At 73.0% G+C, this 12,599-nt stretch carries 10 protein-coding genes and 1 riboswitch; of the genes, 1 reads left to right on the top strand and 9 read right to left on the bottom strand.

The annotated features are described in order from the left end of the window. Nucleotides 1-114 precede the first annotated feature (114 nt). On the bottom strand, nt 115-1,080 hold the full coding sequence (locus AC07DU_RS11950; RefSeq protein ID WP_479110941.1) for a M23 family metallopeptidase: 966 nt from the start codon (nt 1,078-1,080) through the stop codon (nt 115-117). Nucleotides 1,081-1,083: 3 nt separating this feature from the next. After that, nucleotides 1,084-1,259, bottom strand: a riboswitch (cyclic di-AMP (ydaO/yuaA leader). A 324-nt stretch (nt 1,260-1,583) separates the two neighbouring features. Between AC07DU_RS11950 and AC07DU_RS11945 the strand changes: the two genes are divergently transcribed. Further along, a complete protein-coding gene (locus tag AC07DU_RS11945; protein WP_360888919.1) occupies nt 1,584-2,375 on the top strand; it encodes a tyrosine-protein phosphatase in 792 nt (263 codons plus the stop codon). Nucleotides 2,376-2,394: 19 nt separating this feature from the next. On the opposite strand, the gene AC07DU_RS11940 is transcribed toward AC07DU_RS11945, so the two are convergent. The 8 genes from AC07DU_RS11940 to hpnC all read right to left on the bottom strand — a co-directional run bounded on the left by AC07DU_RS11940 (nt 2,395) and on the right by hpnC (nt 12,452). After that, nucleotides 2,395-3,798 (bottom strand): aspartate aminotransferase family protein, encoded by a 1,404-nt coding sequence (locus tag AC07DU_RS11940; RefSeq protein ID WP_479110939.1) that lies wholly within the window; start codon nt 3,796-3,798, stop codon nt 2,395-2,397. After that, entirely contained in the window at nt 3,795-4,826 is a 1,032-nt protein-coding gene (gene hpnH, locus AC07DU_RS11935; RefSeq protein WP_360888925.1) for an adenosyl-hopene transferase HpnH, read from the bottom strand. Before hpnH ends, AC07DU_RS11940 begins: the two co-directional genes overlap by 4 nt. A gap of 5 nt (nt 4,827-4,831) precedes the next feature. Continuing rightward, nucleotides 4,832-5,500: a phosphorylase family protein gene (locus AC07DU_RS11930; protein WP_479110937.1), complete on the bottom strand. Its 669-nt coding sequence runs from the start codon at nt 5,498-5,500 to the stop codon at nt 4,832-4,834. After that, the gene (gene shc / locus AC07DU_RS11925) at nt 5,500-7,809 is read right to left on the bottom strand and encodes a squalene--hopene cyclase (RefSeq protein ID WP_479110935.1); all 2,310 of its coding nucleotides are present in this window, start codon (nt 7,807-7,809) and stop codon (nt 5,500-5,502) included. Before shc ends, AC07DU_RS11930 begins: the two co-directional genes overlap by 1 nt. 120 nt (nt 7,810-7,929) lie before the next feature. Next, entirely contained in the window at nt 7,930-9,030 is a 1,101-nt protein-coding gene (locus tag AC07DU_RS11920) for a polyprenyl synthetase family protein (RefSeq protein ID WP_479027592.1), read from the bottom strand. 47 nt (nt 9,031-9,077) lie between these two features. Further along, the gene (gene hpnE, locus AC07DU_RS11915) at nt 9,078-10,457 is read right to left on the bottom strand and encodes a hydroxysqualene dehydroxylase HpnE (RefSeq protein ID WP_479110933.1); all 1,380 of its coding nucleotides are present in this window, start codon (nt 10,455-10,457) and stop codon (nt 9,078-9,080) included. A 151-nt stretch (nt 10,458-10,608) separates the two neighbouring features. Then, nucleotides 10,609-11,571, bottom strand: coding sequence for a presqualene diphosphate synthase HpnD (hpnD, locus tag AC07DU_RS11910; protein WP_479110931.1), 963 nt, complete (start codon nt 11,569-11,571; stop codon nt 10,609-10,611). Next, the gene (gene hpnC, locus AC07DU_RS11905) at nt 11,568-12,452 is read right to left on the bottom strand and encodes a squalene synthase HpnC (protein ID WP_479111153.1); all 885 of its coding nucleotides are present in this window, start codon (nt 12,450-12,452) and stop codon (nt 11,568-11,570) included. Before hpnC ends, hpnD begins: the two co-directional genes overlap by 4 nt. Between the last annotated feature and the right edge of the window lie 147 nt (nt 12,453-12,599).

Here is a 12,599-nt window from a genome sequence, read left to right as displayed (position 1 = left end):
GGTTGACGGGCCGTGATCTATACCACCCGCGGGATAAGGAATAGGTACACGTAAGGCCGGGACCCCCCTCGGGTCCCGGCCCCACGTGTGTCCGTGCCGCGGCGGCGGCTGCCGTCAGAGGCTGACGCCCTTCGAGCGGAGGTAGGCGATCGGGTCGATGTCGGAGCCGTAGGAGGGGCCCGTACGGATCTCGAAGTGGAGGTGGGGACCGGTCGAATTGCCGGTGGAGCCCGAGAGGCCGATGCTCTGGCCCGCCGTGACGCTCTGGCCGGCCGTGACGGAGAGCTGGGAAAGGTGGCCGTACTGGGAGTAGTTGCCGTCGGCGTGGCGGATGATGACCTCGTTGCCGTACGCGCCGGCCCAGCCCGCGGAGACCACGGTGCCCGCGCCGACCGCCTTGACGGTGGTGCCGGAGCTCGCGATGAAGTCCACGCCGGTGTGGTAGCCGGAGGACCACATGCTGCCCGCGACCTTGTACTGGGTGGAGATCCCTCCGCTCACCGGCGCCACGAAGGAGGAGGCGGACTGCGGCTGCGCGGCGGGCGCCTCGGGGGCGGCCTGCTGCGCGGGGGCGGCCTTCGCGGCCTGCTGGGGAGCGGGCTTCGACACCGGCTTGGTGGCGGGCTTCGAAGCGGGCTTCGCGGCGGTCTTCCGGGCGGGGGCGGGCTCGGCCGCGGCCGAGTCGCCCGCACCACCGAGGTTCAGCTTCAGGCCCGGGTGGATCAGAGACGGGTCACTGCCGACCGCCTCGCGGTTGTCGGCGTAGAGCTGCTCCCAGCCACCCGGCAGGTGACGCTCGGCGGCGATCACGGAGAGGCAGTCGCCCGGGACGACCGTGTACACGCCCGGCGCGGCGGCCGCGGCCTGCAGCGAGACCGGAACCTGCGGGGCCACGACGGGCGCCACGGCGGTCACGGCGGTGACCGCGGTCGTCGTGGCGACGGCCGGAGCACCGGCGGCCTGAGCACCGGCGGCGCCCATCAGCGGCAGCGCGAGAGCCGCGCCACCGGTGCCGGCGACGGCGAAACCGCGCGATATCGAGAGGGGCTTGGGACGGCGGTGCTTACCCTTTGCAGGCATGGCGCATTTCCTCTCCGGTGCCTGCGAGGTGAGCTGTCGGGTTCGGACTGGAGATGTCCGGCCGCACATGAACGGACCATGTACGGCTTCACCCCAAGCCGTCCCGGGTCCGAAGATCCGGGACAGCGGCTTACCTGGTTCCCCCGCTCCTGCCGCGCGTGAATAGTCGGGTGCGGTTTCCGGGCGGCGGCAGGATTCGGCGATCCACCCGGATCGGTCGCGAACGTAATCCCAAACGGCCACGCTGAACAAGCCATGAATTCCCTGACGGAATAACAGGGGTGAGGGACCGCCGGAATTCCGGTCACCCTCCGTCCATTCCGCACCGCCAACAACCGCTCCGACGCGGTCATTCGGCTTTAGCGATCAGGCACTCACGGTCACCGTATGATCTGGCTCACGGGGACGCGGTCGATCTCGCCTCCGCTGATGGCAAGTTATCGCCAAGTAGTGTAATTCGGACAGAGCACCCACAGTCGGCGCGACGAAGCGGAGGAGTTCCCTTGACCCAGCAGATACAGGAGCCGGAGTTGTCCGGAGTGCGCAATTTCCGCGATGTGGGCGGATTGCCGACTTCCGACGGACGAAGGGTCAAGACGGGGCGACTGTTCCGAAGCGGACATCTCGCCCATGCCACTGAAACGGATACAGAATTCCTCGGGTCGCTCGGACTCCACACCGTCTTCGACTTCCGCAACGGCGCCGACCACGCGCTGGAGGGCCCGGACGTGGACCTGCCGGGGGTGCGGAACGTCAACATCCCGCTCTCGGATCCGGCCGACGGCCGCGAGTTCTGGAAGATGGTCCGCGACGGCGACCTCGACCAGCTCCGCGCGGTCCTGGGCGACGGGCAGGCCGCGGCCCGGATGACCCGCTCGTACCGCGTGATGATCAAGAACCGAACCGCCGAGCACAGCCGCGTCCTGCACGCCCTCGCCGAGGACAGCGTCCCGGCCCTCATGCACTGCGCCGCCGGCAAGGACCGGGCGGGCCTGTCGATCGCCGTCACCCTGCTCGCGCTGCGCGTGGAGCGCGAGGCGATCGTCGCGGACTACCTGGAGTCGAACGCCCCGCACCGCCGTTACCGGGTCCGGCGCGGCGACGGGTCCTCCGGGGCCCGCTCCCCCGAGGTGATGGAGCTGCTGGCCCCGCTCTTCGACGCCCGCGCCGAGTACCTGCTCGCGGCCTTCGAGACCATCGACGAGGCCTGGGGCGGTGTGGACCGCTACCTGTCGCAGGGCCTCGGGCTCACGCCCGAGACCCTGGACCGCCTCCGCGAGCAGCTGCTCGACTGATCTCCGCTCAAGCAGGCGGTCAGCGGTTGGCGACCGCCTGCTTCACGAGCGTCCTCCCGAAGTCCCACATCAGCCCGGACCCGCCGTGCGCCTCGTCCATGACCTCGCGGAAGGCGCCGACGAACCGGTCGACGTCCTGCTCGTCCACGATCAGCGGCGGAATCAGCTTGATCACCTCCAGCTGGTCCCCGGAGACCTGGGTGAGGATGCGGTGCTTCTGGAGCAGCGGCACGACGACCATCTGCGCGAACAGCCCCTTGCGCGCCGCTTGGAGCATCGTCCAGCGGCTGCGGAGCCCCAGCGAGGACGGCCGACCGAATTCGATGCCGATCATCAGGCCGCGTCCCCGCACCTCGTGCAGCAGCTCGTACTCGTCCACGAGCGCCGCCAGCCGCCCGCGCAGGAGGTCGCCCATCGCCCTGGAGTGGGCGACGACCTCCTCGTCCTCCATGACCGACAGCACGGCCAGACCGGCCGCCATCGCCTGCGCGTTGGACCCGAAGCTCGCGGAGTGCACGAGCACCCGGTCCATGGACGAGTAGACCTTCTTGAAGATCCAGTCCTTGCCCAGGGTCGCGCCGACGGGCACGTAGCCGCCCGACAGCGCCTTGGCGACGCACACCAGGTCCGGCTCCACGCCCGGCTCGTGCTGGTAGGCGTAGAAGTCGCCGGTGCGTCCGAGGCCGGTCTGCACCTCGTCCGCGATCAGCAGTGCCTTGTGCCGGTGCAGCAGCTCCTGCGCGGCGAGCAGGAATCCGAGCGGGGCCGCGAGGACCCCCTTGCCCTGGACGGGCTCGACGATCAGGGCGGCCACGTCCCCGCGCTTCAGCTCCCGTTCCAGCGCGGCCAGATCGCCCAGCGCGATGCCGGTGTCGGGGAGCAGCGGCGCGAAGCCGTCCCGGAACCCGCCCTCGCCGTTGACCGAGAGCGAGCCGGTGGTGAGCCCGTGGAAGGCGTGGTCGCAGTAGAGGATCCGTGGCCGCCCGGTCGCGTACCGGGCGAACTTCAGGGCCGTCTCCACCGCCTCCGTGCCGCTGTTGCCGAAGAAGACCCGGTCCAGGTGCGGGCTGTACGAGAGCAGCTTCTCGGCCAGCAGCCCGGGCAGCGGCTGGCAGTCGAAGCGGGTGAGGTCGGCGAGCTGGGCGTCCAGGACGTCGTGCAGGGCCCGGCGGACGACCGGGTGGTGGCGGCCCAGGCCCATCACGCCGAAGCCGGCGAGCATGTCGAGGTAGTCGTTGCCCTCGGCGTCCCAGAAGTGGGCGCCCTGGGCCCGCTCGTAGACCTTGTCGAAGCCGATCGTGTGGAGCATCCGGGGCAGTTGGTGGTTGAGGTGCCGCGCGTGCAGCTCGTACCGTTCCGCGCCGCGCTCGGCGAGCAGTGCGGCGAGGTCGAAGCCCTTGCCCCCTCCCGGCGCGGCTGTCATGCCTGCTTTCCCCGGTTGCCGCCGATCGTCTCCCGGGCCGCCCGCAGGGATTCCTTGAGGGAGCCCATGGTGGCGAGGACGGCGGTGGGTTCGTAGCCGCAGTGCGCCATGCAGTTGGCGCAGCGCGGGTCCTTTCCGCGGCCGTACTTGCTCCAGTCGGTGTCGTTGATCAGTTCCCGGTACGTCGGCACGTAGCCGTCGCTCATCAGGTAGCAGGGGCGCTGCCAGCCGAAGAGGGAGTAATTCGGAATGGCCCAGGCCGTGCAGGGGAAATCGGCCTTCCCTTCCAGGAAGTCCAGGAAGAGCGGGGAGTGGTTGAGACGCCACCGGCGCCGGTTGCCGCCCGCGAAGGCCTTCCTGAAAAGATCACGGGTCTGTTCGACGCCCAGGAAGTGTTCCTGGTCAGGTGCCTTTTCGTAGGCGTAGGCGGGCGAGATCATCATCTCGTCCACCTGTAGGTCGTCATTGAGGTAGTTGAGTACCTCGATGATCGTCTGCGGGGTGTCGGTGTTGAAGAAGGTAGAGTTCGTGGTCACCCGGAATCCGCGCCGCTTCGCCTCCTTGATGGCCGCGACCGCCTCGTCGAAGACGCCTTCCTTGGCGACCGACTCGTCGTGCCGTTCGCGCAGGCCGTCGATGTGCACGGCGAAGGCGAAATAGGGGGAAGGGGTGAACTTCTCGATCTTCTTGCGCAGCAGCATCGCGTTGGTGCAGAGGAAGACGTACTTCCGCTTCGCCACCAGCTGCCGGACGATCTCGTGGATCTGCGGGTGCATCAGGGGCTCGCCGCCCGCGATGGACACCATGGGCGCACCGGACTCCAGTACGGCACCGACCGCCTGGGCGACCGGCATGCGCTGCTTGAGCACCCCGGCCGGGTGCTGGATCTTCCCGCACCCCTCACAGGCCAGGTTGCACGCGTAGAGCGGTTCCAGCTCGACGATCAGCGGGAACTTCTCGCGCTTGCGGAGCTTTTGTTCGAGAAGATACGTCCCGACCCTGATGGTCTGGCGCAGCGGCATGGCCATCTGGCTCACCTCCTGGGGAGCAGCAAAGAACGGTGCCAGTCATAAAACGCGGGCAGTACGGCACGCAGGACACGGAAGGCCGATATTCCCCCGCGAACCGTGCCGATACGGACGAGCTCGTACTCCGGAGCGTCCACGATCACCCGGACGGCCCCAACCGGACGGCTGCCGCCCCGCGTCGCGGTCCGCAGGGTGGCGACGGACTCCATGTCGACCGCGATGGCGCCGGTGGCGCGCAGCTGCGCGCGCTCCTGGCCGCGGACGACGTGCTCGGATCCGGTCAGGGCGCCCCGGTGCACGGTCCGGCCGGGGGCGGCCCGGGCCAGCGCCTCGGCGAGCAGGACGGTTCCGGTACAGCTGACGGCCCCCTCCTGGTCGCGGGCCTCCTCGGCGACGACCAGGTCGCCGGGGTGCATGCCGGGGACCAGCCCGGCGCAGAATCCCGTGGCGAGGACGGCGGCCCGTTCCATGCCCGGCCGCTCCAGCGCGCGGCCGACGGCCCGCTCGGCCGCGCGCGCGCCCATCCCGGTCCGCAGCAGGGCGTACGCCTCCGGGGCCCCTCGCCCTGCGCCGCGCAGCGCGAGGCGCTCGATCCGCAGGGCGCAGGCGACCAGTAACGGGTCGGGGTTCTGCTCCGGCGCCGCCCCGGCCCGCTCCCCCCTGGCGGCGGACATCACGCTCCCCCGGCGGCGGTGAACGGTTCCCCGTACAGGTAGCGGCCGAGCGCGGTCAGCGGGAACACCTGCCGGTACAGGTGGTAGTTGATGGAGAAGTCCCAGGGGAACCCGGTGCCCGTGAAGTACGGTTCGTCCCAGGAGCCGTCCTCCTGCTGCGCATGGACCAGGTACGCGATGCCCCGCTCGACGGCCGCGCCCTCCCGCTCCCCGGCGGACAGCAGGGCCATCAGCGCCCACGCCGTCTGCGAGGCGGTGGAGGCGCCCTTCCCCGCCCAGGACGGGTCCTTGTAGGAGCGCTGGTCCTCGCCCCACCCGCCGTCCTCGTTCTGTACGGATTCCAGCCAGCGCACGGCCCGCCGGATCGCGGGATGCCCGGGGGCCAGGCCGGCGGCGGTGAGCGCCGGTACCACCGACCCGGTGCCGTAGACGTAGTTGGTGCCCCAGCGGCCGAACCAGGCGCCGCAGGGCTCCTGTTCGGCGAGCAGCCAGGCGATGCCGCGCCGGGTGCGGGCGTCGCCCGCCCGGCCCTCGAAGGCGAGCATCTCCACCACGTGGGCGGTGACGTCGGCCGAGGGCGGGTCGATGACCTCGCCGAAGTCGCAGAAGGGCAGCTTGTTCGGCAGGGGGCTGGTGTTGTCGGCGTCGAAGGCGCCCCAGGCCCCGTTCTTCGACTGCATGCCGAGGTTCCAGGAGACCCCGCGGGCGATGGCCGCCTCCACGCGGACCGGGTCGGGGTGCCTGATCCGGCGCAGGGCGAGGACGACCTCGGCCGTGTCGTCGATGTCGGGGTAGGTGTCGTTGTGGAACTCGAACGCCCAGCCGCCGGGTGCGAGCCCGGGCCGGCGCACCGCCCAGTCCCCGCTGCGGTGGATCTCCTCGCCGAGCATCCAGTCGGCGGCCTTGACCAGCGCCGGATGGTCGGGGCGCAGGCCCCCGTCGGCCAGGGCGATGGCGGCCAGGCAGGTGTCCCAGACCGGGGACTGGCAGGCCTCGATCATCCGGGCGCCGTCCTCGCGCCACACCGCGAACCGGTCCAGGGATTCCAGTCCGGCGCGCATCACCGGGTGCCGCAGGTCGTAGCCGAGCAGGTGCAGGGCGATGATGGAGTACACGGCGGGCGGCTGGATCCCGCCCCAGCAGCCGTCGTTCTCCTGGCGCTCGACGATCCAGCGGCTGGCGGTGGCCATCGCCGCCTTGCGCAGCCGGCGCGGGGCGAACCGCCGGTAGACGTGCAGGGCCTTGTCCATCCGCTGGAAGGCCCCGTCCCAGGTGGTCAGCGGGGCCAGCCTCCTGGCCGGGTACGGCGTCCGCGCGTCGGCGTGCAGCTCGTCCAGGGCGAAGGGGGCGGGGCGGACGGGGCGCAGCGCGGACACGACGGTGAGCGGGACGATGGTCTGGCGGGCCCAGCAGCCGAAGTCGTAGATGTTCAGGGGCACCCAGGGCGGCAGGAACACCAGCTCGGGCGGGATCTCGGGCAGGTGGTCCCAGCTCCACCAGCCGAAGAGGGCCAGCCAGATCCGGGTGAAGACGCGGGCGGCGGCGATGCCGCCGTGGGCCCGGATCCAGGCCGAGGCGCGGGACATGTGCGGGGCGTCGGGGCGGTCCCCCGCGAGGCGCAGCGCCACGTACGCCTCGATGGTGGCGGACAGTTCGGGCGGCCCGCCGTGGAAGGTGGCCCAGGTACCGTCCTCGCGCTGCTCACCGCGGATGAAGAGGGCGGCGGCGCGGGTGGTGGCCTCGTCCCGGATGCCGAGGAACTGCCGCAGCAGCAGGTCTTCGGCGTCCATGGTGACGTTGGTCTCCAGGGTGCCCTTCCACCACCCCTCGGGGTCCTGGCGCTCCAGCAGGTGCCGCGTCGCACGCGCGGCGGCCTCCTGGACCCGGTCCGGCCCGTGGCCGCGCGGAGCCCCGGGCAGGCCCGCGGTGGTCCGCTCCGCGCCGGGGCCGCGCCCGGCCGGCGGGCCGGACTCCCGGACGGGTCCGGGGCGCCCGTCGTGCCGGAGCCGTACCGCCGGGGGCTCGGCCCTGCCCGTCCCCGGAGGGGCGGGCGCGGACGGGGAGCCCGGCTCCGCGGTCAGGTCGGCCGCCGGGCGGGCCGCCCGCGCCGTTCCCGCGCCGCCGGGCGCGGCCGCGAGGCCGTACTCGGCCACCGGGGCCTGCCGGGCCGCGGGGCCGGGGCCCGGTCCCGGTCCCGGGGCCGGGCCCGGGCGGGCACTGCGGCGTGAGGGACCGGGCGGCGGAACGCCCGGGGTGGATTCGCTGCCAGCGCCAGCGCCATCCGCGCTGCCGTCGGTCGTCGCTGTCATGGCTTCCCCTTAGAACAGTGTCCTGTGCTGTGCTGGGGTCTGCCGTCGGCCGGTGCGCGCCACCGTCAGGCGGCGGCGCCGGTCGGCGACTCGCGAGTCATATCCGCTGTCGGGTGGCGGTCACCTCTTGCGCACGACGACGAAGTCGGCGAGGGCCACGAGCTGGTCGCGCACCCGCTGCGGCATGTCGACGCCGTCCAGGGCCCGGATCGCGATCGCGTGCTGGCGCCGTGCCTCGTCGGCGGTCCACTGACGGCCGCCGGCCGCCTCGATGAGCGCCGCGCGGGCGGCGAACTCCTCCTCCGAGAAGTTCTCGAAGTCACTGCTCTTGGCGTCGGCCGCGAGCAGCTCGCCGAGCTGCTCGGAGGCCTCCCCGCCGGCCGCGAGCGCGGCGACGACCGGCAGTGACTTCTTGCGCTGGCGCAGGTCGCTCCAGGTCTGCTTGCCGGTGGCCTCCGGGTCGCCCCAGATGCCGAGCAGGTCATCGACGGCCTGGAAGGCGAGGCCGAGGTGGTAGCCGTACTCCTCCAGCTTGTCGGCCGTACGGTCGTCCGCGCCGCCGAGCACTGCGCCGATGGAGACCGCGCAGGCGAGCAGCGCCCCCGTCTTGTTGCCCTCCATCTCCAGGCACTCCTCGACGCTGACGCGCTCGCGGTGCTCGTAGGAGATGTCCTGCGCCTGCCCGTCGATGAGCTTGCGGCTGGCCGTGGTCAGCCGGCGCGTCGCACGGCCCGCCTCCACGGTGCCGAGCTCCAGCAGGACCTCGTTGGCGAGGGCGAAGAGGGCGTCGCCGACGAGGATCGCGAGGGCCGGTCCGTGCACCTTCCACACCGTGTCGCGGTGGCGGCGCTGCTCGTCGCCGTCCATGAGGTCGTCGTGGAGCAGCGAGAAGTTGTGCACGAGCTCGACCGCGACGGCGCCGGGGATGCCGACCTCGGCGGCGGCGCCGGCGGCTTCGGCGGAGAGCAGTGCGAGGGCGGGGCGCACGGCCTTGCCGCCGTCGCCGTCGGCGATGTTGCCCTGGGCGTCGATCCAGCCGAAGTGGTAGGCGGCGACGGTGTCCATGGGCGAGGCGAGGCGGTCGACAGCGGCGCGCAGGGCGGGGGTCGACAGCGTGCGGCCGCGTTCCAGGAGGGCGATCGTGTCCGCCTTCTCCATGCCCGCTCCGGCGGTGCCCACACCGGCATCCGTGTTCTCGACAGCCGGATTCCCCGGGTTCACTGGCTCTCCTCTTGTTCCTGTACGTGCTGCGGTCGTGCTGATGGTCGTCATGCCGCCTCCTGCAGAGGGTGGGCGCGGGGGCGGCCGAGCGCGGCGAGTGCGGCGTGCGCCGCGCTCAGTCCGCTCCGGACGGCGCTCTCCATGGTCGCGGGCCAACCGGTGGCAGTCCACGCACCGGCCAAGTAGAGCCCCGGCGTGTCGGTCCGCGCGCCGGGGCGCAGCCGGCCGACGCCGGGGGTGGGGGCGAAGGTGGCCGTCCGCTCCCGGGTGACGAAGAAGTCCCGTACCTTGGCGCCGCGCGCCGCGGGCAGCAGCCGCTCCAGCTCGGGCAGGTACTTGGCGCGCAGGACCGAGACGGGCTCGTCGATGTCGTCCTGGGCGACGGACTGGGACAGCGCCAGGTACTGGCCGCCGTCGGGCAGTCCGGAGGAGTCGGTGCGGTCGAACACCCACTGCACCGGGGAGCCGAGGGCGGCGAAGAAGGGCTGCTTGAGCACCTTGCGGTCGTAGACGACGTGGACGTTGAGGATCGGCGCGGTGCCGATGTCGAGGAGCTTGTCGGGGTCGGCCAGCGCCCCGGCCGGCAGCAGTCCGTGTGCCTCGCGCTGCGGAACGGCGAGGACGACGGTGCCCGCCTCCAGGCTCTCGTCCTCGGTGTCCACCCGCCAGGCGCCTTCGGGGGTGCGGGTCAGGGACGTGACCCGGGTGCGCAGCTCGGTGCGCACGCCGGCCGCGTCGAGGGCCTTGCGGGCGAGGGTGTCGTGCAGGTCGCCCAGCGGGACGCGGGCCCAGCCGATGTCGGCGGCGCCGTTCTCGGAGAGCAGGCCGGTCTTGAAGACCATGGCGGCCAGGCCCAGCGAGGACTGCTCGGCGGTGGCGTTGAGGGTGGCGATGCCGACGAGGTCCCACAGGGCCTCGATGGTACGGGCGGACTGGCCGTAGCGGCCGAGCCAGGTCGCGAAGTCCAGGCCGTCCAGCGCCGGGTCGGCGGGGTCCAGGCGGCGCAGCGCGAGGGCGGCGCGGCCGACGCTCGCGCGCTCGGCGAGCGAGAGGTGCGGGTAGCGGGCCAGTGCCCCGGCCAGGTGCAGGGGCACGGGCAGGGCGGTGCGCCGCAGCCGGCCCAGGCGCGGGCCGCCGGGGTGGGCGACGTCGAGGACGGGTACGTCGAGCCGGTCCTGGAGCGGGGCGAGGGCGGCGCCGTCGACGCGGTCGAGGAACCACCGGTAGGCGGTGCAGCACCGCAGGTACACGTGCTGGCCGTTGTCGACGTTGAGGTCGCCGCGCTTGAAGGAGAAGGCGAGCCCGCCGAGCCTGGGGCGGCCTTCCAGCAGGGTGACGCGCAGCCCCGCGTCGGCGAGTTCGAGGGCGGTGGTGACTCCCGCGAGTCCGCCGCCCACGACGACGGCGTGCTGGTCGGTGCCGGTCATGCGCTCTCCCCCGTGATGCGGCCGCCGTCCGGGCCGGCCTCGGCGCGTGCGGCGCGTGCGGTGCGTGCGGCGGGGCCCCCGGGGGGAGACGCGGCCGCCCGCGCGGTGGTTGCCCGGGAGCGGCCCCGGTGCTCGCGGCGGGTCGGGGGCATCAGCTGCGCCTCCGGGTGCTCTGGCGGGAGATGGTCCGCGCGTCCAGGCCGGAGAGGCCGCGCACGGCGACGTACGCCTTCTCGTGCGGCGGCAGTGAGACGCGGCCGCGCAGCACCGCCTCCGGCTCCCGCTCGATGCGGTCGAGGAGGCGCCGGTAGATGCCCGCCATGGCGGCGACGCAGGCGCCGCTGCGCCGGTCGAGCAGGGGCAGCAGCCGGTAGCCCTCGGCGAACAGGGCGCGGGCGCGGCGGACTTCGTGGTGCACGAGCCCGGCGAAGTCGGCGCCGGCGGGGGCGCGGTCGCCGTGGAAGCCTTCCGAGCAGCCGAACTTGGCGAGGTCCTCGGCGGGCAGGTAGGTGCGGCCGTTGGCCGCGTCCTCGCGAACGTCCCGGAGGATGTTGGTCAGTTGCAGGGCGAGGCCGAGGGTGTCGGCGTACTCCCCGGCGCGTGCGGCCTCGAGCGCGCCCAGGCCCCCGGCGTTCACCGTGCCGAACACGCCCAGCGAGAGCCGCCCGATGGCTCCGGCGACGCAGCGGCAGTAGGTCTTGAGGTCGTCCCAGGTCTCGTAGGTCTCGCCGCGGACGTCCATCAGGACGCCGTCGATGAGCTCGTCGAGCCCGCCGAGCGGGATCGGGAAGCGGCGGGCTGCGTGGGCGAGTGCGACGGCGACCGGGTCGGTGTCGTCCTCGTCGATCTCCTCGGCCCGGATCCGCCCGAGCACGGCGCGGGTCTCCTCCAGCCGTGCCAGCTTCGCCTCGGGGGGCAGCGTGCCGTCGCCGATGTCGTCGACGCGCCGGGAGAAGGCGTACAGCGCGGACATCGCGTGCCGCTTGTCGGTGGGCAGCAGCCGGATTCCGTACGCGAAGTTGCGCGCCTGCGAACCGGTGACGGCCTCGCAGTAGCTGTACGCCGCAAGGACGGGTGCGGACGCGTGTGTGGGGCCCTCCACGGTCGGGCTCACCCCTTTCTCGGCGCTGTGCGCAGGACGGCGGCCACCTCGCGGAGCAGGCCGCTCTTGGTGGGCTTGGGCGGGCCGGGCAGTACGTCGAAACCGGCGGCGGTGACGGCTCGCAGGGCCGCACGTCCCCCTCCCACGAAGCCGGCGAGCAGCAGCCGGAGCCGGCCGCTCACGCTGCCCACGAGCGGGGTGCCTTCGTTCAGGAGCTCGCGTGCGCGCTCGGTTTCGAACGCGACCAGGGAGCGTACGGACGCGCCGGCGGACGGGGCCGCCAGGTCGGCCTCGGCCACGTGGAAGCGCCGCATGTCCTCGGCGGGCAGGTAGATCCGGTCGCGGCCGAGGTCCTCGGCGACGTCCTGGAGGTGCTCGGCGATCTGCAGGGCGGTGCAGACGGCGTCGGAGCGGCGGATCCGTTCGGGGGTGCTGGTGCCGGTGAGGGCGAGCACCAGGCGGCCGACCGGGTTCGCGGAGAGCTCGCAGTAGGCGAGCAGGTCCCCGTAGGTCTCGTAGCGGGCGACCCGCTGGTCCTGCCGGTTGGCCTCGATGAGCCCGAGGAACGGCTCCGGGGTGAGGCCGTGGGCCCGGACCACGGGCCGCAGGGCGAGCAGCAGCGGGTGGCGCGGGGGACCGTCGGTCCCGCCGAACACCCGGTGCAGGTCGGCCTCGAAGGCGTCGAGCATGGCGAGCCGGTCGTCGACGGCGGCCGGGTCCAGCCCGAGGAGCACGGCGTCGCGTCCGCCGGGGGCGAGGTCGCCGTCGCCGATGTCGTCGACGAGGCGGGCGTACCCGTAGACGGCCATGAGCCCGTCGCGCCAGGCGCGGGGCAGGAAGGCGGGGGCGACGGGGAAGTTCTCGGCGGCGGCCTTGCCGAGGGTGGCGCGCACGTGGACGGAGTCGGCCGCGTGATGGGGGGCGGGGCCGTGCACGGAGTCGCCCCCGGGGCCGGGGTCGGCCGCGGGGACGGTGTCGGACAGGGGTGGGATGCCGCGCCCGGGGGTCACCGCCCGCCGCCCGGGGCGGGGACGGCCGTC

This window comes from Streptomyces sp. NPDC045695 (genome assembly GCF_056432025.1).
The sequence above is the reverse complement of the archived record's forward strand: the minus strand, read 5'-3'. Positions and strand labels throughout refer to the sequence as shown.

Bases quoted from the DNA above. Each gene is read 5' to 3' on its own strand.
- AC07DU_RS11950 (WP_479110941.1), bottom strand. From the start codon at position 1,080: ATGCCTGCAAAGGGTAAGCACCGCCGTCCCAAGCCCCTCTCGATATCG.
- AC07DU_RS11940 (WP_479110939.1), bottom strand. From the start codon at position 3,798: ATGACAGCCGCGCCGGGAGGGGGCAAGGGCTTCGACCTCGCCGCACTG.
- hpnH (WP_360888925.1), bottom strand. From the start codon at position 4,826: ATGGCCATGCCGCTGCGCCAGACCATCAGGGTCGGGACGTATCTTCTC.
- AC07DU_RS11930 (WP_479110937.1), bottom strand. From the start codon at position 5,500: ATGTCCGCCGCCAGGGGGGAGCGGGCCGGGGCGGCGCCGGAGCAGAAC.
- shc (WP_479110935.1), bottom strand. From the start codon at position 7,809: ATGACAGCGACGACCGACGGCAGCGCGGATGGCGCTGGCGCTGGCAGC.
- hpnE (WP_479110933.1), bottom strand. From the start codon at position 10,457: ATGACCGGCACCGACCAGCACGCCGTCGTCGTGGGCGGCGGACTCGCG.